Genomic DNA, 19815 nt, shown 5'->3' with positions numbered 1-19815 from the left:
AGGAGTGAGTCGATGCCTGTTGTGAAACGTGTACCTTGCACCGGGACTGCAATGCAGATCGGTATCGTGCACCTGGGCCTGGGCGCGTTTCACCGCGCGCACCAGGCGGTCTACCTGCAACGCCATCTCAATCGCCATGGCGAAAGTGACTGGGGATTGTGCAGTGCCAACCTGCGCTCCAATCGCACCTTGGTCGAGCAATTGCGCGAGCAGGACGGCCGCTACCATGTGGCCGAGTACCGCGACCGTGAGCAGGTGACGCTGCGTGAAATCGGGGTGTTGCGCCAGGCTTTGTATGTGGGCGAGGGCGGTCAAGAGCTGGAGCATTTGCTGCAACGCATGGCCGCGCCGCAAACGCGGATCGTCACGCTCACTGTCACAGAAAAGGGCTACTGCCTGAGCCCTTCCTCCGGGCAGTTGCGCCGCGAAGATCCGACGATTGCCCATGACATCGCGCATCCACAAACGCCACGCTCGGCCCCCGGCATTGTCCTAGAAGCCCTGCGTCGCCGTCGCGCGGCAGGCATCCCGGCCTTCACAGTATTGTGCTGCGACAACATGCCCGATAACGGCCAGCGCACCCGCCAGGCGGTCAGCGCCTTGGCCGCATTGCAGGATGAGGCGTTGGCGCAGTGGGTCGAGCAGCAGGTGGCGTTTCCCAGCTGCATGGTCGATCGCATCGTGCCGGCCATGGACGACGAGTCCTTCCGCCGGTTGGAGCAACAACTGGACTGCCACGACCGTGCGGCAGTGGTCTGTGAAAGCTTCAGCCAGTGGGTGATCGAGGATCACTTTCCCCTCGGCCGCCCGGACTGGGAAGTGGAAGGCGTGCAGATGGTCGACGACGTGCGTCCGTTTGAAACGATGAAGCTGCGCATGCTCAATGGCAGTCATTCATTGCTGGCCTACGTGGGGTTGCTGGCCGGTCATGAGTCGGTCTTCGAAGCCGTCAGCGACGTGAAGCTGGCGCGCCTCATCGAGCGTTACATGGCCGAGGAAGCCGCACCCACCCTGGACATGCCGGCTGGTCTCGATCTTTCGGTGTATGCCCACGACCTGCGGGCGCGCTTTGCCAACGACAGCTTGCAACATCGCTTGCGCCAGATCGCCATGGACGGCTCGCAGAAACTGCCGCAACGCTGGTTGCTCGGCGCGCAGCAATTGCTCGACCAAGGGCGCAGCATTGACTGTACCGCCCTGGGCATTGCGGCCTGGATTCACTACTGCACGCAGCCGTTGCGTGGTCAGTCGATGCACGTGATCGACGACCCGCTGAGCGCAACCTTTGCCGATCTTGCGGGACGTTTCGAAGGCGCATCGCGGGTGAATGCTTTCCTCGACCTGGATGAGGTCTTCCCGCCGCAGCTGGCGGCTCGCGCAGAGTTTCGCGATGCCGTGCACCGTGCCTATCGCACCCTGGTCCGCGATGGTGTGGACAGCCTGTTGCCCCCCCTTGCCGCACCCAACTGATAACAAGGAGAAGAACATGGAACAGACATGGCGTTGGTTTGGCCCCAAAGACCCGATCTCCCTGGCGGACGTTCGCCAAACCGGTGCGACCGGCATCGTCACCGCGCTGCACGAAATCCCCAATGGCCAGGTTTGGCCAGTGGAGGCCATCGCGGCGCGCAAGCAGATGATCGAAGCGGCCGGCTTGAGCTGGTCGGTGGTGGAAAGCATTCCGGTGCACGAAGACATCAAGCGCGGCTGTGGACGGCGCGACGAGTACATCGCCAACTACCAGCAAAGCGTGCGCAACCTGGCGAGCTGCGGCATCGATATCGTCTGCTACAACTTCATGCCGGTGCTGGACTGGACCCGTACCGACCTGGCCTATGAACTGGCGGATGGTGGCTGGGCACTGCGTTTCGATCAGACCGCATTCGCCGCCTTCGATCTGTTCATCCTCCAGCGCCCCGCTGCGCAGGCCGAATACAGCGCCGAAGATATCCAGCAGGCCAGGGCCTACTTCGAACAACTGACGCCGGCCCGCCGCGAAGCTTTGGTCAACACCTTGATCGCGGGCTTGCCCGGCGCCGAGGAACACTACAGCCTGGACAACTTCCGTGACTTGCTGCGTACCTACGCCGACATCGACGAGGCCACGTTGCGCGAACACCTGGGGTATTTCCTGCGCGCGGTGATCCCCGTCGCGGAGGAGGTGGGTGTGCGCATGGCGATCCACCCGGACGACCCGCCCCGGGCGCTGCTCGGCTTGCCCCGCATCCTCTCCACTGCCGAAGACGCCCAGTGGCTGCTGGACGCAGCTCCAAGCCCGGCCAATGGCCTGACGTTCTGCACCGGCTCCTATGGCGTGCGTGAAGACAACGACCTGGTAGCGATGGCCAAGCACTTTGCGCCGTTCATCTACTTCACCCATCTGCGCTCAACCCGCCGGGAAACCGACCCACGCAGCTTCCATGAAGCCCATCACCTGGACGGCGACGTCGACATGGTCGGCGTCATCGCTGCCCTGGTGGCTGAAGAGCACCGACGTGAGCGCGAAGGCGGCCCGCGCTTGCCGCTGCGTCCCGACCATGGGCATCAACTGCTGGACGGCCAACAGCGCAAAAGCAATCCCGGCTACTCACTGATCGGCCGTCTCAAGGGCCTGGCGGAAATCCGCGGCGTGGAGCTGGCTGTGCGTCGACAACTGAGTCAAGTAGCGCACTAACCCCGTGGCGAGGGAGCTTGCTCCCGCTGGGCTCTGTAGGAGCTGGCGAAGCCTGCGATCTTTTGATCTTGATCTTTCGCTCTGGACTCAATGGGCAGTGGAAAGATCGCAGCCTCGTTACACTCGACAGCTCCTACACAGCTCCTACACAGCTCCTACGGGGCGCAACCCAGCGGGAGCAAGCTCCCTCGCCACAAAAGCCAAACCGCAGGCTTAGTCGCGGCTGTCTTCCGGTTCCAGCGCTTGCAGCCAACGGTTCTCCGAGCGGCTCAGATGCTGGCGCATCGAAGTTTGGGCGCCGAGCACATCCTTGTTGGCTACGGCGTGCAGGATCGCCTCATGCTCGACGACCGCAGCTTCCCACGTCAGGGCGTTCTCCGAGTGTTTGCTCAGGTGAGCCGAAATCGGGTTGTGTCGTTCATCAAAGAGTGCAGTGATGATCCGGACCAGGGCGGAGTTGCCGCTCATCTTGGCCAGGCGCTGATGGAATCGACGGTCATCCTCCAGCGGAGGCAGGCCATTGGCAATGCTCGCGCGCATGGCATCGATACATTCCTGCAGATAGCGGTAGTCGCTTTTCTTGCCGTGCAAACACGCCAGGATCACCGATTCACCTTCGATCAAGGCGCGCGCCTGCATCAGTTCCGACGGACTCTCGCCCAAGGTCATGCTCGGGTTTTTTCCGTCCTTGGGCTTGGCGCGCACGTACACGCCGGAGCCCATCTTGATCTCGATGTCACCGTCTATTTCCAAGGCAATCAGCGCCTCGCGCAGCGACGGCCTGGAAACCCCCAGCAGTTGGGTCAGGTCGCGCTCGGGGGGAAGCCTGGAGCCTGCCTTGAAATCCCCTTGGGCGATGTAGTTGCGCAGTTGATCGGCGATTTTCTGGTACGGCTTTCGCTCGGCGGCGTTGATCGGTGAGACCATGGGAGGGAGTCCATCGGAGAGTCCGCAAAGGCTACCATAGGCGCTTGATGGTGTTCATTTATGTGGGAGCGAGCTTGCTCGCGAAGGCGGTGGGTCAGCTTGCATCAATGCTGAATGTACCGCCGCTTTCGCGAGCAAGCTCGCTCCCACAGGGGAAGGGTTGCAGTGACTCCGTCATTCACATCACCGCGCCGATTTGCCAGGGCAGGAACTCGTTATCGCCCAAGCCGTTTTCCTCGCTGCAAGTGCGGTGTCCGGACGCCGTCTCCAGCATCAGTCGGAACAACCGCTCACCCGCCTGCGCCACCGACTCCAGGCCATCGACAATGCCACCAGCGTTGAAGTCCATGTCCAGTTCCATGCGTTGGAACAGGCGAGTATTGGTGGCGATCTTCAAGGAGGGCGTGGGTTTGCAGCCGTAGGTCGAGCCACGGCCCGTGGTGAAGCAGATGAGATTCGCGCCACCCGCCACCTGGCCGGTCGCGGACACCGGGTCATAGCCGGGCGTGTCCATGAACACCAGGCCTCGGGCATCGACCGTTTCAGCGTATTGGTAAACGCCCATCAGCCCGGTCGCACCGGCTTTCGCCACGGCGCCCAGGGATTTTTCCAGGATGGTGGTGATGCCCCCGGCCTTGTTGCCCGGCGAAGGGTTGTTGTTCATATCACCGTCGTTGTGGCGCACGTAAGCTTCCCACCAGTGGATCCGCTCCATCAATTTTTCCGCGATTTCGGCAGACACCGCGCGGGCCGTCAGCAAGTGTTCGGCCCCATAGATTTCCGGCGTTTCCGAAAGAATCGCGGTGCCGCCATGCTGCACCAACAGGTCCACGGCCGCGCCGAGTGCCGGATTGGCCGTGATGCCCGAGTAACCATCCGAGCCGCCGCATTGCAAGCCGACGCATAAGTGGCTGGCGGCGACGGTCGACCGTTGGTATTGGTTGATGACAGGCAGCATCGCTTCAATATGGGCGATGCCACGGCGCACGGCTTCGCGAGTACCGCCTTCCTCCTGAATGATCAGGCTGGCCTTGAGCACAGCGCGGCGATCCCCCAGTTCATTCATCAACGGGGTCAGTTGGTTGACTTCGCACCCCAGGCCGATCAACAGCACGCCGGCGAAGTTGGCGTGATCGGCATAGCCGCGCAAGGTGCGCTTGAGGATGTCGATGCCTTCACCCTTGGCGCCCATGCCACAGCCGCTGCCGTGGGTGATCGCAACGACGCCATCGACATTGGGGAAGTCTTTCAGGCGTTCCGGAGAAAAGGCGTTGGCGATGTGCTTGCAGACGGTTGCCGAGCAGTTGACGCTGGAAATGACACCGATGTAATTGCGTGTACCGACGCGCCCATCCTCACGGACGTAGCCTTCGAACGTAGCGGGATCATCGCTCAACGAGGTGGGCACATAGACGTTCCGTACACGGTGTTCGGCATTGGTGGCGGGCATGTCCAGGTTGTGCACGTGGACGTAATCGCCGGGCTCGATGTCCCGGGTTGCCTGGCCAATGGTCTGCCCGTACTTGAGCAGCCGTTGGCCGGCCAACACCGTGCGCAGGGCGATCTTGTGGCCGGACGGAACCGGCTGCCGGGCGGTCAGGGTGATGCCGTCGGCACTCACGTGCTGACCTTCGGCGATATCGCCCCGGGCCACTGCGACATCATCACCCGGTGCCAGCACAAGCAAAGAAGAAGGCGGGTTCATGCGACGTCCTCCGATTCCTAGCACTCGATGATGGCTTTGACGACGCCCTGGCTGGGGTCGAGCAATGTGGCGAACGAATCGGCCACGTCGCCCAGCGTCAGTCGGTGGGTGTTCAGGGCCGCATCCGGAATCAATCCGTCGCGCAGGCATCGCTCGACGTGGCGGAAGTCTTCCTGGGTGGCGTTGCGGCTGCCCATCAGCGTGGCTTCGCGCTTGTGGAATTCAGGGTCGGAGAAGGTGATGGAGTCCCGCACCACCGAAATCATCACATAGGTACCGCCGTGGGCGATGAACTCGAACCCGCGTTCCATGGCCCGTGCGTTACCGGTGGCATCGAATACCACGTCGAAAAAATCACCCCCTGTCAGTTCAGCCAGGGTCTGCTTGTCGCCTTCGCCGATGTGCACGGCGGCGTGGATATCCAAGTGTTGCTTGCAGAACGCAAGACGATCCTCACGGGTATCCAGGACGGTGACTTGTGCTCCACGCAGGCTGGCGAAGATTGCCGCCGCCATGCCGATCGGGCCGGTGCCGACCACCAGCGCGCGTTTATCCGCCTGGACATTTGAGCGCCGCACCGCGTGCGCGCCGATGGACAGGAACTCGATCATCGCCGCCTGATCAAGGGAAACACCCACGGCCTTGTGCACGAATTCGTGGGGAACGCTCAGGTACTCAGTGAACGCGCCATCGCAATGAACGCCCAGCACTTGAATGCGGGTGCAGCAGTTGGTCTTGCCCTCGCGGCAGGCGATACATGTCCCGCAGGAGAGGTAGGGCATCACATAGACAACATCACCGATGGCGAGGTCGCTGGCGCTGTCCGTCTCGTCGACAACCCCGGAGAACTCGTGGCCCATGACGCGCGGATACTCGAGGTACGGCTGATTGCCGGTGAAGATGTGCAGATCGGTGCCGCAGACCCCGACGCGCTTGACCCGGATGAGGATCTCCCCCGGTTTCCTGAGGGGCTTTTCACGTTCGATGGCGGTTAACGAGCCGGGTTCGTTACAGATGACAGTCAGCATGTCGATGCTCCTTGGCTGGCGTGCAGGCAGTGGCTGCCTGCAGGCGGGAGGAGGGTTATGAGTGCACGGCTGCCGGGACCGGGGCTCTCTTTTTTGTTGTAGGCGGGCAGTGACCTGCACCGATGACCTTGCTCCGAAACTACAGGCCGGAAAAAATATTGGCAAGACCAATTAATAAAAAAATAGATTGGACTGACCAAATGCAATCTGAGCGTCGCCCGGCACTGCATCATTGAGTGAACCCAGGCCCATTCCGGCAGGTCACTCGTGTGTCAGGAACAAAAACAGGATGGACCCTCTGATGCGATCTATTAACCTCGCCAGCCTCTCTTTTGCCGCGCTGCTGTGCGTGGCCTGTTCAAGCCAACCGCCCGCAACATGGAGCTACGCAGACGCCCAAGGACGGGCCAATCTCCCCCCCGACCAAGCCTATCCCGAACTCTTTGAAACGGTGCAACGCGAGCAGGTGTTCACTGACCAGAAGCATTTCGTGGACGCACTGCCCAACCGTGATCCAGCGCAGATCCTCGCCGATTACCTGGCCCGACGTAACCGCGATGGCTTCGATATCAAGGCTTTCGTGAAAGACAACTTCATCGAATCCGGTGAAGCCGAAAGCCCGGCACCCAAGCCCGGTGCTCCGATCGAGGCACACATCGACAGCCTCTGGCCGGTACTGAGTCGATCCTACAGCCAGGTGCCGGCCTACAGCAGCTTGTTGCCCCTGCCGCAGCCCTATGTGGTGCCCGGCGGACGTTTTCGCGAGATGTATTACTGGGATTCGTATTTCACCATGCTGGGGCTTGAGCAGAGCGGTGATAAGGCCCAGGTCCGGCAGATGACCGACAACTTTGCCTACATGATCGACACCTACGGCCACATTCCCAACGGCAATCGCACCTACTACTTGAGCCGGTCGCAGCCGCCATTTTTTGCTTACATGGTGGAGTTACAGGCGCGTATCGAGGGCGACCAGGCCTATGGACGATACCTGCCGCAGTTGCAGAAGGAGTATGCCTATTGGATGGAGGGCGCCCAGTCACTCAAGCCCGGCACGGCTGAGCGGCACGTGGTCAAGCTCGCCGATGGCAGTGTGCTCAACCGCTATTGGGATGCCAGCCCGACGCCTCGAGAGGAATCGTGGTTGCAAGATGTCCGCACTGCCGAGCAGGCGCCGGACCGGGCCAGGGAAGAGGTCTGGCGAGACCTGCGCGCTGGCGCCGAAAGTGGCTGGGACTTCAGCTCGCGCTGGTTGGACGATGGCCAGAACCTGGCGAGCATTCGCACCACGGCCATCGTGCCCGTGGATCTGAATAGCCTGATCTATCATCTGGAAAACACCATCGCCAAAGCCTGCGAGACGGTGCAGAACAGCCCCTGCGTCCAGGCTTACAACCGGCGCGCCGAACTGCGCCAGCGGGCCATCGAGAAGCAGTTGTGGAATGCCGACAAAGGTTTCTACGTGGACTACGACTGGCAACGCAACCAGCCACGCCAGCAGCTCACGGCCGCGACGCTTTTCCCGCTGTATACGGGGCTGGCGTCTGTCGAGCATGCCAATCGCACTGCCGATGCGGTACGTGACGGCCTGTTGCGCCCCGGCGGCATCGCCACCACCCAGGTCAGTAATGGCCAGCAATGGGACGAGCCCAATGGCTGGGCACCGTTGCAATGGGTCGCGGTGGAGGGGCTGGACCGCTACCAGCACACCGCCCTGGCGCAGCAAATTGGCAGCCGCTTCTTGCAGCAGGTCGAGAACCTTTACCACAGGGAAAACAAGCTGGTGGAGAAATACGATCTGTCCGGGCGCGGAGACGGCGGGGGAGGCGGCGAATATGAACTGCAGGACGGCTTCGGCTGGACAAATGGGGTGACGCTAAAGCTGCTGGGTAAATATGGCGAAGCTTCCCCAGGGCTTGTGGGTGAGTAAATGCCAACGGCCCCTGTGGGAGCGAACGCTGTGTAGGAGCTGTCGAGTGCAACGAGGCTGCGATCATTCCACTGCCAATTGAGTCTGAAGGGAAAGATCAAGGTCAAAAGATCGCAGGCTTCGCCAGCTCCTACAGAGCCCAGCGGGGCGGTGCGACGTTTCGTAAAATCCCCTCGCCACAGCGAGCCGTTGTGGCCTGGCTATTCATGCACCGTCACCCGATTGCGCCCGGTCTTCTTCGACGTATACAGCGCCTGATCCGCCCTGGCGATCAGGTCGGCGTGGTCGTTCGAGGGCTGGCTCAGGTCGGCCACGCCCAGGCTGATGGTGAAACGGATGGTCTGGTCGTTGTACACCACCTCCAGCGCCTCCACGGAGTGCCGCATGCGTTCGGCGAAAGTGAGTGCACCGCTGCTGTCGGTATCTGAAAGCACCACGCCAAACTCTTCACCACCATAGCGCCCGACCACATCGGAGTCGCGCGCATGTTCGAGCAGCAGCCTGGCGACTTGCTCGATGACCTTGTCGCCGGCCTGGTGACCGTAGGTGTCGTTGACCCGCTTGAAGTGATCGATATCGAGCATCACCAGGCTCAACGCATGGCCGTAGCGCTGGTGCCGGGCGTAGGCGGCTTTCAGGTTGGCCTCCCAATGCCCGCGGTTGTACAGCCCCGTCAGTCGATCAGTGCTGGAGAGTTGTTGCAGCTGCGCGTTGGCGGCCTGGAGCTGATGCCGGTTGGCGGCGACGTCGGTGACGTCATAGATCACCAGGCAGATGTGCTTGATGGTGTTGTCAGGCGAGCGTAGCGGCAGCAGCGTGGTGTTCTGGTACATGAACGCTTCCTGGCCGGTGATCGGCTGGTAGCTCTTGAACCGAATCAGGTACGGGCGCTGCTCCCAGACCGTGAACGCTGGCGTGCCCAGGGTCGCGACACTTTCCACCTTGCGGCTGAACCATTGGCGATCGATTTCAGGGAACAGGCTGAAAAAATGCTGATTGTGAGCATCCTTGGGCTGCACCCCGGAGCGGTTCTCCATGAAGGTGTTCCAGACCTGCACGCGGTACTCGCGGTCGAGCACCACGACACCGACGTCGATGCTCTGAACGATGGCCAGCAACCAGTGAAATTCGTTCAGATCGATGGGATCGTTCATGGCTCAGCTCATCAGGTAGGCGAGTTTGTGGGTCAACCGTTCGATGGAGTCTTCCGTGAACAGCAGCAACAGGTCGAAGCGAATATCGTGTCCTTCCAGGCTGTAGCTGATTTCCACCGCCAGGGTCTTCTTCCAGTGCTTGCGGTTGACCTGGATCAGGTCCTCGATGGCCGCGTGCTGGCCGAGGATCTGCGGATGGCCCTGGGAAAACACCACATCGATCTGTTCGGCAATGCTGCTCAGGCACGCACCGATCAAGACGCTGGAAAGGTCCAGCAACATTTCCAGGTCCGAATAATCGGCGCTCTCGCGCTGCATCAGTTGCGCGATGTCGGCGATTTCCGAGTCATGGAATATCAGCAGGGCCTCGCCGGCGATGCCGCTGCCAATGAAACCCTGGCAGATGGCCGTGAGTTGCTGGGAGCTGCCGACGTCGTTGAGCGCCATATGCAGTTCCCCGACCTCGAGGATGTTCACGTTCGGCACCGGCAACTGCACGAAGACCCCCAATACCTTGGCGATCAGGGCCGCTGCCCGGCCGATGGCCACGTTGACCGTCTCGCGGAACACATCGTGAAAACTGATGGCCGTGTTCGTGGCCGAACGATTCTGCAGCGGCACCTGGCTGGCTTGGGCCATTAGCCCCAGCCGCTCCAGAGTCTGGCGCAGGTCGTTTTCGTCGAACGGTTTTTTCAGGAACGCCAGCGCGCCCAGCTCAAGCACGCGGCGCACCGCCTCGTCCTGGACGTCACCGGAAATCACGATGACTTGCGCCTTCAAGCCCTCGGCGCGCAAGGCGCTCAACACCTGGTAGCCATCCATCTCCGGCATGGTCAGGTCGAGCAGCACCACTTGCCCCAGGCCCTGGCGTATGGCGTCCATCGCTTGGCGCCCGTTGACCGCCTCGGTGACCGAAACCGGCCAGTCTGCAGGCAACGCGCGCAACACCTGTTTGCGCGCCATGTTGGAGTCGTCACACACAACCAGGGGAATCAACGGCACAGGGGCATCCATTGGCGTTCAATGGTAGGGGAGGTCCTACGTACATCATTCATAGGCTGGCAGGGGCCCTTTGATTAACGAACAGGATTTATCAGGCATTGCGTCCTGCATGAAAGGCTTGCAGGGCACTGTTGTATTAAAAACTGGACCAATAAGTCAGGGGAGTCAACTGCACTTCGTCATTACAACCAGCGCAAAGCCACGGTCGGCGTGCCGATGGGTATTGGCAGGTACAGTTTGTGGTCTATAGTTTTCTGCAGGTCCGGAACCCTTCAGTGCCGGCGGCCAGGAACCACGGACGCCTCGCAGCGTTGCCGCGTCGGATACCCGCGGGCCGTCAGCAGTGAACAACGCAGGGAGCACACCATGGCGATCCAACGGGCGAGTGTACTGACGTCGGCCCAGGATGTCGCCCCTCGTGACAACACCTTGTCCGATGCGACAAGCGATCTGTTTCGGCGCCGCTTCGACCAGGTCAAGGAAGCCTACATTCTGTTCCCGCTGTTGGCGGTTCTCCTGCTATCGGTCATCTGGGCGGGCACCCTGTACCTGCTCAAGGTCGAACAGACCCGCGCGCAGCAGGGCATCGCCGAGGCGAGCCTGGAAATCGGCGCCACCTACGAAGCGCAGATCCTGCGGGCGGTGCGTGAAATCGACCAGACCCTCAAACTCGTCAAGTACACCTACGAGTCCGAGCGCGAGACAAACCCGCTGCCCAAGCTCAAGGCACGCGCCTTGCTGCCTTCACCTTATTTGTTTGATGTCAGCGTGGTTGATGCCAGTGGCCTGGTCGTGGCCAGTACCCAGTCGAGCGAGGTCGGAAACCGGCTCGCCAAGGATGAGCTGCAAACGGTGGAGCGTGACACTGCACTGTCGATCAGCCGCCCGTGGAAAAGCCCGGCGACGGGGGAGTGGAAGTTGCGTTTCAGCCGGCGGCTCGACACGGGGGCTGGCGCATTCGCCGGGATCGCCATGGTTGAAGTCGATGCGGCCTATTTCGTCAGCAGTTATGACACCTCGAAGCTTGGCAATCAGGGCTTGCTCGGCCTGCTGGGCATCGATGGCGTCTTTCGGGCACGGCGCAGCGGGGAAGCGATATCGGCCGGTGATGAGGTTGATTACGCCGCCGTGGTGCCGGACACCGAAAACACTGACGCCGTACGCTTGATCAACGGAATGGACGGCGTGCGGCGCTACACCAGCGCCCGTCAGCTCTACGATTTTCCGCTGGCGGTGATCGTCGGGTTGTCCGAAGAAGAACAACTGGCCACAGTGACGCGACAAGCGCAGACCTACCTCTGGCGCGCGGCCGGCGGCAGCCTGTTGCTGGTGTTGTTGTCGGGGCTGCTTGCCCGGATGAGCTGGCAGCTGGTGCAAAGCCGTCTGCGCGCAGGCGAAGCGAAAATTGCCTACGCCGAAAATGTCGAGTATCTGGCCTATCACGACGGCCTTACGGCGTTGCCCAATCGCAGTCTGTTCAGCATTCTGTTGAGCCAGAGCATCGGCGAGGCAAGTCGTTATCATCGGCAACTGGCGGTGCTGTTCCTTGACCTCGACCGCTTCAAGCAAGTCAACGATACGCTTGGGCACGATGCCGGCGATCAATTGCTCAAGGAGGTCGCGCTGCGACTCATGGCGTGTCTGCGCACCAGCGATACGGTCGCCCGATTGGGCGGCGACGAATTCGTGATCCTGCTGCCAGAGCTGTCCGATGACAAGGACGTGGCAACCACCGCCCAGAAAATCCTTGGCGCCGTTGCCCGGCCTTTCAACCTCCAGGGTCAGGAGTTCCGGGTGACCGCCAGCGTCGGCATCAGTGTCTTCCCACAGGATGGCCTGGACGAGCAGACGCTCAAGAAAAACGCCGATATCGCGATGTACCAGGCCAAGCAATGCGGCAAGAACAACTTCCAGTTCTACTCCGCGAAGCTGAACGCGGACTCATTGGAACGGATGACGCTGGAGCTGAGCTTGCGCCACGCGCTGGAGCGCCACGAGTTCCAGCTTCACTACCAGGCCAAGCGAGATATCGGCAGTGGTCGCATTACCGGCATGGAAGCGCTACTGCGCTGGAATCATCCGGACCTGGGTATCGTGGCACCGATGCAATTCATCCCGGTAGCGGAAGAGACCGGTTTGATCGTGCCGATCGGCAAGTGGGTGCTCAAGACCGCCTGCCAGCAAAACGTGGCGTGGCAGCAACAGGGATTGCCGCACCTGGGGGTCGCCGTGAACCTCACGGCACGGCAGTTTGCCGATGAGAACCTGCTTGCGGACCTGGCTGAGATATTGGCCGAAACCGGTATGGATGCACGTCTGCTGGAGCTGGAAATCGCCGAGAGCCTGCTCATGCAGGATGTCAAAAGAGCGTTGAGCGTGTTGACCGGGCTCAAACACTTGAAGGTCCGCATCGCCGTCGATGATTTCGGCATTGGCTATTCTTCGCTCTCTGCCCTCGAACAGTTTCCGCTCGACGTCATCAAGATCGACCGCTCGTGTATCTGCGATACCAGCAGCGTGTCGGAAGACAAAGCCTTGACCGAAGCCATTATTGCCATGGGCCGGACCCTCAGCCTGACCGTGGTGGCCCAAGGTGTGGAAACCAAGGAGCAGGCCGATTTCCTGCGCGACAATGCCTGCGACGAATTCCAGGGGTTCTACTTCAACAAACCGGTTCCTGCCGATCAGTTCAAGGTGTTGCTGCAAGCCCAGGCGGCTGGCACGGATCTCGATAAATAAGGCCCGCGCTTATTGCGGGTCAAGCGGCAGTGCCCTGACGCTGCCGTCTACCTCCTGAGCATCGATATAGCCAATGGTGCCGGAGTTCTCTGCAATACGCTTCTTGACCTCCGCACTGCTTGAAACGGCCTGGGGCGGTTGGCCTCTGCCGGTAAAGATGATTTTCGACCAGTGCGCCTTGAGCTGGGCGGCGGACTTGCTTGTGAACGTTGTGTAGAACTCATCGCGGGTCGGCGAATCTTCCGTCAGGTCAATGGGAGTTGCCTGTCCGCCGTCGGGGAAACGACTGGTCTTGCCGAGGAAAATATCCGCCACCTGATTGCGCGCGAGCGCTTTCACCGGGCTGGACGTGGCGACGACCACGACCACCTCGGCCTTGACGGCGGCGCTGGCTGCGCACAGCGCGAGCCCCGCTACGGTGAATCCGATGAGCCTCACAAACCCCATGGCCCGCTCCATCAGAATACAAAATCGACAGCTAGGCTGATGACGTTGAGCGAGCCCCCCGACGTGAAGTCCGGTTGGGGATTGATCAACGGACCGACCGAGTTGCCCTTGAAACGTGTGTGATCGTATTGCAGTTTGGCGTCCATGTTCTTGGTGAAATCCCAGCGCACGCCAAGGGACACGGTCTGCTGGCCTTCGTTTGAGCCCAGGACAGAGTTGAGTGCACCGTTGAGCTGCTCGGCAACCCCCGCCAGGGCCGGTGGCAGGGCCGAAGCCGTCAGGCCCGGGCTGGAGACTTCTGTTTCGGTCTTGGACCGAGCGTAGGTGACATAGGGGGTGAACGCTGCAACGCGGTACCCGCCGCTGATGTACCAGCCACTGGTCCTGCCCAGGCCGGAACGGCTATCCAGACGTCCCCATTCGCTCATGACGAACCAATCGCCCGGATCATAGCTGGCGCCTACTCCAAAGAATTCGACGGGCGTGTCATCGGAGTCGTAGCGATCGGCGATGGCGATGCCTTCTGCACCGAACTCCCTGAACGTATCGAAGAGTGAATTGAACGGCTCCAGTGTCAGGTCGGCTTTCATGAAGGTGATGCGCGTGGTCAGGACGCCGAACTCGGTGGTGTTGGTGACCCCCCAGAAATTTCTCGTCAGTGCCTTGCCGGCGCCGTCAGGCTGACGGGTGTCGTTCTGGCCGTAGTGCGCCTGCACGGTATTGGTGATTTCATCGACACGAAACCGGTAGCTGCCATCGATGCCGTCGCTGCTGGAAATCGGCATCAGGCTGTAGACCTCCATGGGCGCCCGCACCCAGGGCAGGGTGTAGCCCACTTTTCGAGTGTCGGAGACCAGGAAAGTCGGCAATACGGTACGGCCAATGCGTGCGTTGAAGTCCGGCGTGAACTGGTACTTGATGTTGGCCCACTCGACAAAGGGGCGGTAGCTGTTGTCGTAGCGCTGCTCTGAAATGACCTGCACCACGGCCGACAGCTGCGGGGTGAACGTGGCGGTCAGTTGGGCACCGATCAGGCTGTCGACATCGGCGCTCCAGTTCCGTGAATGACCGGCGCCATTGGGTTTGAAGATACTGGAGGTGAAGTCGGCTCTTTTTTCGCTGGAATGGACGATCCCCACCGTGCCGAAACTGCTTAACGAGAACATATCGGCGGCGTCGGCGCTGGCGCCGCCGGCATACAGCGTCATGACGGCCAGGGCCAGTGTCTTGGGTCTTGTCGCCATAGGGTCAACGTGACCTCGTTGCATGGATCGCCATTCGTCTGTTCCTTGTAACGTTGGCTGAAGCTGCGCGCTACCACCCACCGAAGCGTAGTCTAGATCGCCAATTTGAGCGTAAAGGTTGCCCCTGTTCCCGGGCCATCGCTGTGGGCTTCCAGTGAACCGCCCATCTCCATGGCCGCCAGGACGCAGCTGTGCAGACCAAAACCATGGCCATCCTTGCGCGTGGTAAAGCCATGGGCAAAGATTCGCGTCAGGTTCTCGGGCGCGATGCCTTCGCCATTGTCGATGACCTTGATCACCAGGGTGTCTGCCTGGGGCATCTCACTCTGAAGGATGATTTGATGAGCAAGCTCCGGCTTGTCATCCATCGCCCTGCTGGCGTTTTTTATCAGATTGACCAGGATCAGCAGCACCCGGTGCTTGTCCAGCAGCAGCAGGGGCGTTTCGGCAAAGTTTCGTACCACGGTTATCTGGCGCGCCGCGATGATGCTGGCGTTCATGCGCAAGGCATCCTCGATCAGTTCCTTTATCTGCACGGTTTCGGCAATGGTAGAGGTGCCCGCATACGATTGCTGGGCGGAAACGATTTCCTTGATGTGGTCAACGCTTTTAGTCAGCTGGCCAAGTTCCTCGGTCATGCTCTGTTGCTCGACCGCAAGCGCGTCCACCAGTTGGTTCAGGTAGCCGGGCAGCAGCTTGCCTTTTTCGTCGTGGGAGATGAAGTCGCCGAGGTCCTCGGCATGCTCGTTCATCATTTGCACCGCCTTGCCGAGCCCCAAGGCCTTGCTGGTACGCAGCTTGCGGGTGACCATGTCGGCGGAGATATTCACGCTGTTGAGCACGTTGCCCACGTTGTGCAGGACGTTGGTGGCGATTTCGGCCATGCCGGCCTGGCGGGCGGCCGCGGCCAGTTGCGTCTGGGCTTCGGCGGCGCGCAAACGGCTCTGCGCCAGTTGCCAGCTCATCCGGGCGAGCAGGCTCACCAACAACACCAGCACCAGGCTGCCGCCCGCGGCGCGCCAGAGATAGGTACGCGCTTGCTGGTTCACCGCGGCCAGTTGCTCTTGCTCGGACAAGCCGACAATCACCGCCAACGGAAAGTCGTAGAGCTGGCGGGCACTGGTGTAGCGCCGCACCCCGTCCCATCCGTTGACCGAGAGCACGGCGTCGGTGTTTTCGGCGTCTGGCACCACGGCGCTGTAATCGACCGTATCGCCGGCCAGTACCGTTTCCCCGGTGCGCCGTACGCGGAAGATGCCGTCGGTGCCAAGGAGCCCGAGCGCACCCTGGTCGCCGAGTTTCGAGGCGTCGTAGCTGCTGACGAAGTAGGCGGCATCGACTTCGACCCTGGCGATCCCGGAAAGCCCGCCATCCGCGGCGTCGAGTCGCCGACTGAAGCGCAGGCGCCATTCCCCGGTGACAGGGCTTTTCCATGGATGGCTGATGGACAGCGAGTCACTGTGGCGCAGCGTTTGTTGCTCATCCGGGTCCGCGATATTTTCCCGCTCGTTGACCCGCGTGCTTGCCACGAGCCTGCCGTCCGGGCTGACCACACTGACGTCAAACACCAAGGCCGGCGGCAACAAGGCCCGCTCCTGGAGCCGGCGCAAGGGGTTAGGTTCACCTTCAGCTTCGTAGGTGTATTTGACCAGTTTGAGGGTTTGATCGATTTCGTGAATGGCGCGCAGCATTTGCGCTTCATAGGTGGCGCCCATTTCCATACTTGCCGTCGCGGCGCTCTGCTGCGCGCGGGCATGTTCAACCTTGATCAGGTACAGGGTCGCGCTCCAGATGGCCAGCAACAGAAGCGCGGCCAGCAACGGGAACAGAATGTAGGCTTCCTTGGCCTGGTCGATGCCAAACCGAAACACGCCGGCCTCGGTATCGCCATCAATCTCTGCATGATGGGCAGGGCCAGGGGCCAACCTCAGTGTCTCAGGCCGCTGGATCGGCATGGTGTGCTCCCTGCATTATTCACTACCGAAGGCTGGTGGGCATCCGACACGGTTACGGCTCGAGGGGGTGTTGCACCTATGGCCCGAGCGAAACTCTGGATCTGTCAGGAACTATAGACCACAAACTCTGCATACCAATGGGCGAGCAGGGATGTTGTGCCACACAGGTCGTTCACGCTTTTCAGGGATCTGTCCACGGAGCAAGGGGAACACGTCGACCCCGTGGCGAGGGAGCTTGCTCCCGCTGGGCTGCGCAGCAGCCCCATAGCCGGCCACGAAGGTGTATCAGGAAGATGTCATCAGCTTCATGGGGGGCGCTTCGCACCCCAGCGGGAGCAAGCTCCCTCGCCACAGGAGCACTTTTGCATGCGCTATTGCGTAGGCGCGGAATGCGGGCTCACACCGCTTGCCTGACCTTGCGCTGCACCCACTGCGCCTCGTCCCGCAATTCAAGGACTTGCCAATGGAAGTGCTCCAGGGAGGCGCTGTGCCCGACACTGATCAGGATCGTGTCCGGCAGCGTTTGCTTGAGCAGTTGATAGCAGCGCGCTTCGTTTGCCGCATCCAGCGCCGAGCTGCTCTCGTCGAGAAACAGCACCGTAGGGCGGGTCAGCAGGGCCCTGACGAATGCACAGCGTTGCTGTTCGCCGACGCTGAGGGTCTGCGCCCAGTCCCGTTCCTGCTCCAGTTGATCGGCCAGGTGTTGCAGGCCGACTTGCTCCATGATCTGGCGCAGCGCCGCATCTTCTTCGCGGCGGGGCGGTTTGGGGTACCACAGCGCCTCGCGCAGGTTGCCCAACGGCAGGTAGGGTTTTTGCGAAAGTGTCAGGGCGCGCTCACGGTCATAGCAACTTGAACCGCGAGCGTGATGCCAAAGCCCGGTAATCGTGCGGATCAGCGTCGATTTGCCATAGCCGGACGGCGCGCTGATCATCAGGCTGTCGCCAGGCTTGAGGGAAAGGTTGAAGCCTTTGAACAAGGGCCGGCCGTTTGGCAGCCAGATGTCCAGGTCCTTGATGTCGAGGCCGCTGGCCTGTTGCTCGTGCCTGACCTGGGACTTGACCTCGACGTTATCCAGGCGCTCCTGGAAACCGACCAGCCGGTCGATCACCGACTTCCATTCCGACAGTTCCGGAAATACCTCCACAAGATAGGCAATGGCTGCGTGTACTTCACCGAAGGCGGCGCTGATCTGTGTCAGCCGGCCGAGGGGGAATGCGCCCGCGAAGAACTGTGGTGCCATGATGAACATGGGGATGACCGTGGCGCTGCGCAAATAGAGGGTTGAGTAGCCCATGATCAGTTTCTGTTTTTTCACCAACGCCCAGAAGTTCTCCAGCGCCGCCTCCAGACGCAGGTTGAACCGTTGTTTTTCTGCGGCTTCTCCACGGTATTGGGCCACTGAGTCGGCGTTTTCCCGCAGGCGGATGAGCGAGAAACGAAAATCTGCTTCACGCCGTTGTTGCATGAAATTGAGGCTGGGCAGCGCACGTCCCAGCCAGAATGCGACACCGGTTCCTGCGATTGCGTACACCAGGGCCACCCACACCAGTAGCCCTGGGATGACGAATGACTCGCCGTTGAATGGCACGCTGACGAGGCTGGAGGCCTGCCAGAGGATGTGCAGGAAAGAAAACAGTGACACCACCGACGTCAGCAGCCCCAAGCTCAACTTGAGGGATTTTATGATGAAGAGGTCAATGTCTTCGGCGATCCGTTGATCCGGGTTGTCGACGTCGGTCTCGCTCAGTTTCAGCTTATGGTAGCGCTGGTTGTCCAGCCACTGATCGAGCATGTTGCGCGTCGCCCAACGACGCCAGCGCAGCGTCAGCTTCTGTTGGAAGTGAAACGCACCGACGGTAAACGCGGCGGTGCCGATCTGCAGCAGGATGAACTGCAGGCTGCCGATCAGAAAACCGTGGTAATCCAGGGCCTGCAAGGCGTTATAGAAATGCAGGTTCCAGAAATTCGTCAGGATGTTGATACCGACCATGCACAGGGTCATCAGCACAGTGGCGAACAACAGCAGCAGGGCCGGATACTTTTCCTCGGATGTCCAGAAAGGCCGTGCGAGACGCCAGAAATTGCGGAGTGTATGCATGTGGTCTTGGTGAGCCCGGTCGCTGACGACGTTGAGTTTGCAGGGGAGGGAGGATAGGATCAGCCAATGCTAATCGTTTGCATTAATTAGGGAAAGCCACGGGAGCCCTGTTATCGAATTTCCAGAATGGCTTAACCAGGCCTGGCCGCCAATAACACGGGTCATTCGGCAAGCACCTGGCGATCAACCGTCTATTGGGTTAAGTCATGTTGCCGACCCTGCCGTGCTGAAACCGTTGCTGTCTCGATTTGCCCTGCAATATCCGGGGGTGAATCGCGCGGCTGTGGTTTCGCAGTGGTCGATGAACTACATGAGCATTGCCCTGCCGGCCGCCCTGGCGTGCGTGCTCACGCGTCAGGGCGCGATCGATTTCTGGGGCGATAAGGCGGTGTTGTTTCATGCTGAGGGCGAGCCCATGGCGTTGGGCTTGAATGCCCGGCTGATGGCGCTGTCCGCCGAGGGGCGTGCCGACTACTGGAGTCGGCTGATTCATGAGCACCTGGCGCCGTTGTTCGTAGCTTTGGCTGCCGCCGGTGGCCTGGCACCGAAAATACTGTGGGCCAACATGGTCGCCATCTGGGACGGTGCTTTCGCCAGGATGGACCCCGACCTCTCAAGAGCGGGGTTCGCCGAGGCGCACCAGTGGCTGGAGCAGGTCACGGTGAACGACGGTCGCCTGAGGCTGCGAGGCCTGCAGCGCATGGTGGAATCACCCGCGCCGCTGATTTGCCCCCGTCTGCCACTGCGCAAGCATTGTTGCCTGCATTACCAGTTGCACGAAGCGGTTGAGGGCCAGATGCCGGTGCTCTGTGAGTCCTGCCCCAAGCTGCACCGCCTGCCGGTGGCAGTGCAGGTCAGTTACCTGCACTCCATCTATCAGGACGACTAGCCATGGGGCCGATCAACCGT

General features: G+C 61.0%; 14 protein-coding genes. 5 read left to right on the top strand and 9 right to left on the bottom strand.

The window, feature by feature from the left end; all coding sequences use genetic code 11:
• Window positions 1-12: 12 nt before the first annotated feature.
• Both AB4Z20_RS04905 and uxuA read left to right on the top strand, forming a co-directional pair.
• Window positions 13-1470 (top strand): mannitol dehydrogenase family protein, encoded by a 1458-nt coding sequence (locus AB4Z20_RS04905; RefSeq protein ID WP_442089445.1) that lies wholly within the window; start codon window positions 13-15, stop codon window positions 1468-1470.
• Window positions 1471-1486: 16 nt separating this feature from the next.
• The gene (gene uxuA, locus AB4Z20_RS04900; RefSeq protein ID WP_442089444.1) at window positions 1487-2674 is read left to right on the top strand and encodes a mannonate dehydratase; all 1188 of its coding nucleotides are present in this window, start codon (window positions 1487-1489) and stop codon (window positions 2672-2674) included.
• A 213-nt stretch (window positions 2675-2887) separates the two neighbouring features.
• On the opposite strand, the gene AB4Z20_RS04895 is transcribed toward uxuA, so the two are convergent.
• The 3 genes from AB4Z20_RS04895 to AB4Z20_RS04885 all read right to left on the bottom strand — a co-directional run bounded on the left by AB4Z20_RS04895 (window position 2888) and on the right by AB4Z20_RS04885 (window position 6334).
• Window positions 2888-3601 (bottom strand): FadR/GntR family transcriptional regulator, encoded by a 714-nt coding sequence (locus AB4Z20_RS04895; protein ID WP_214509323.1) that lies wholly within the window; start codon window positions 3599-3601, stop codon window positions 2888-2890.
• A gap of 178 nt (window positions 3602-3779) precedes the next feature.
• The gene (locus tag AB4Z20_RS04890) at window positions 3780-5306 is read right to left on the bottom strand and encodes a UxaA family hydrolase (RefSeq protein ID WP_442089443.1); all 1527 of its coding nucleotides are present in this window, start codon (window positions 5304-5306) and stop codon (window positions 3780-3782) included.
• 17 nt (window positions 5307-5323) lie between these two features.
• On the bottom strand, window positions 5324-6334 hold the full coding sequence (locus tag AB4Z20_RS04885) for a zinc-binding alcohol dehydrogenase family protein (RefSeq protein WP_442089442.1): 1011 nt from the start codon (window positions 6332-6334) through the stop codon (window positions 5324-5326).
• A gap of 301 nt (window positions 6335-6635) precedes the next feature.
• Here AB4Z20_RS04885 and treA point away from each other — a divergent pair, with 301 nt between their 5' ends.
• Window positions 6636-8264, top strand: a complete 1629-nt coding sequence (gene treA, locus AB4Z20_RS04880) for an alpha,alpha-trehalase TreA (protein ID WP_442089441.1) — start codon at window positions 6636-6638, stop codon at window positions 8262-8264.
• A gap of 200 nt (window positions 8265-8464) precedes the next feature.
• Here treA and AB4Z20_RS04875 read toward each other — a convergent pair whose 3' ends face one another.
• Together AB4Z20_RS04875 and AB4Z20_RS04870 are read right to left on the bottom strand one after the other, a co-directional pair.
• Complete coding sequence (locus AB4Z20_RS04875) at window positions 8465-9418, bottom strand: GGDEF domain-containing protein (RefSeq protein ID WP_253473852.1); 954 nt, start codon at window positions 9416-9418, stop codon at window positions 8465-8467.
• 3 nt (window positions 9419-9421) lie between these two features.
• Complete coding sequence (locus tag AB4Z20_RS04870) at window positions 9422-10432, bottom strand: response regulator (RefSeq protein WP_214509328.1); 1011 nt, start codon at window positions 10430-10432, stop codon at window positions 9422-9424.
• Between the two features lie 354 nt (window positions 10433-10786).
• Between AB4Z20_RS04870 and AB4Z20_RS04865 the strand changes: the two genes are divergently transcribed.
• Entirely contained in the window at window positions 10787-13159 is a 2373-nt protein-coding gene (locus AB4Z20_RS04865) for a bifunctional diguanylate cyclase/phosphodiesterase (protein ID WP_442089440.1), read from the top strand.
• A gap of 9 nt (window positions 13160-13168) precedes the next feature.
• Here AB4Z20_RS04865 and AB4Z20_RS04860 read toward each other — a convergent pair whose 3' ends face one another.
• The 4 genes from AB4Z20_RS04860 to AB4Z20_RS04845 form a co-directional block, all read right to left on the bottom strand.
• Window positions 13169-13606, bottom strand: coding sequence for a phosphate ABC transporter substrate-binding protein (locus AB4Z20_RS04860; RefSeq protein ID WP_442089439.1), 438 nt, complete (start codon window positions 13604-13606; stop codon window positions 13169-13171).
• Window positions 13607-13617: 11 nt separating this feature from the next.
• Window positions 13618-14850, bottom strand: a complete 1233-nt coding sequence (locus AB4Z20_RS04855; RefSeq protein WP_253473861.1) for a porin — start codon at window positions 14848-14850, stop codon at window positions 13618-13620.
• 92 nt (window positions 14851-14942) lie between these two features.
• Window positions 14943-16805: an ATP-binding protein gene (locus AB4Z20_RS04850; RefSeq protein ID WP_442089438.1), complete on the bottom strand. Its 1863-nt coding sequence runs from the start codon at window positions 16803-16805 to the stop codon at window positions 14943-14945.
• A gap of 397 nt (window positions 16806-17202) precedes the next feature.
• A complete protein-coding gene (locus tag AB4Z20_RS04845) occupies window positions 17203-18906 on the bottom strand; it encodes an ABC transporter ATP-binding protein/permease (protein WP_320390319.1) in 1704 nt (567 codons plus the stop codon).
• A 226-nt stretch (window positions 18907-19132) separates the two neighbouring features.
• On the opposite strand from AB4Z20_RS04845, the gene fhuF reads away from it, so the two are divergent.
• Window positions 19133-19795 (top strand): siderophore-iron reductase FhuF, encoded by a 663-nt coding sequence (gene fhuF / locus AB4Z20_RS04840; protein WP_442089569.1) that lies wholly within the window; start codon window positions 19133-19135, stop codon window positions 19793-19795.
• Window positions 19796-19815 lie beyond the last annotated feature (20 nt).

The organism is Pseudomonas sp. KB_12 (assembly GCF_052114545.1).
Classification (GTDB): domain Bacteria; phylum Pseudomonadota; class Gammaproteobacteria; order Pseudomonadales; family Pseudomonadaceae; genus Aquipseudomonas; species Aquipseudomonas brassicacearum.
This window is presented reverse-complemented; position numbering and strand designations above follow the sequence as displayed.

Coding starts and splice junctions, on each gene's coding strand:
- AB4Z20_RS04905 (WP_442089445.1), top strand. CDS start 13: ATGCCTGTTGTGAAACGTGTACCTTGCACCGGGACTGCAATGCAGATC.
- uxuA (WP_442089444.1), top strand. CDS start 1,487: ATGGAACAGACATGGCGTTGGTTTGGCCCCAAAGACCCGATCTCCCTG.
- AB4Z20_RS04895 (WP_214509323.1), bottom strand. CDS start 3,601: ATGGTCTCACCGATCAACGCCGCCGAGCGAAAGCCGTACCAGAAAATC.
- AB4Z20_RS04890 (WP_442089443.1), bottom strand. CDS start 5,306: ATGAACCCGCCTTCTTCTTTGCTTGTGCTGGCACCGGGTGATGATGTC.
- AB4Z20_RS04885 (WP_442089442.1), bottom strand. CDS start 6,334: ATGCTGACTGTCATCTGTAACGAACCCGGCTCGTTAACCGCCATCGAA.
- treA (WP_442089441.1), top strand. CDS start 6,636: ATGCGATCTATTAACCTCGCCAGCCTCTCTTTTGCCGCGCTGCTGTGC.
- AB4Z20_RS04875 (WP_253473852.1), bottom strand. CDS start 9,418: ATGAACGATCCCATCGATCTGAACGAATTTCACTGGTTGCTGGCCATC.
- AB4Z20_RS04870 (WP_214509328.1), bottom strand. CDS start 10,432: ATGGATGCCCCTGTGCCGTTGATTCCCCTGGTTGTGTGTGACGACTCC.
- AB4Z20_RS04865 (WP_442089440.1), top strand. CDS start 10,787: ATGGCGATCCAACGGGCGAGTGTACTGACGTCGGCCCAGGATGTCGCC.
- AB4Z20_RS04860 (WP_442089439.1), bottom strand. CDS start 13,606: ATGGGGTTTGTGAGGCTCATCGGATTCACCGTAGCGGGGCTCGCGCTG.
- AB4Z20_RS04855 (WP_253473861.1), bottom strand. CDS start 14,850: ATGGCGACAAGACCCAAGACACTGGCCCTGGCCGTCATGACGCTGTAT.
- AB4Z20_RS04850 (WP_442089438.1), bottom strand. CDS start 16,805: ATGCCGATCCAGCGGCCTGAGACACTGAGGTTGGCCCCTGGCCCTGCC.
- AB4Z20_RS04845 (WP_320390319.1), bottom strand. CDS start 18,906: ATGCATACACTCCGCAATTTCTGGCGTCTCGCACGGCCTTTCTGGACA.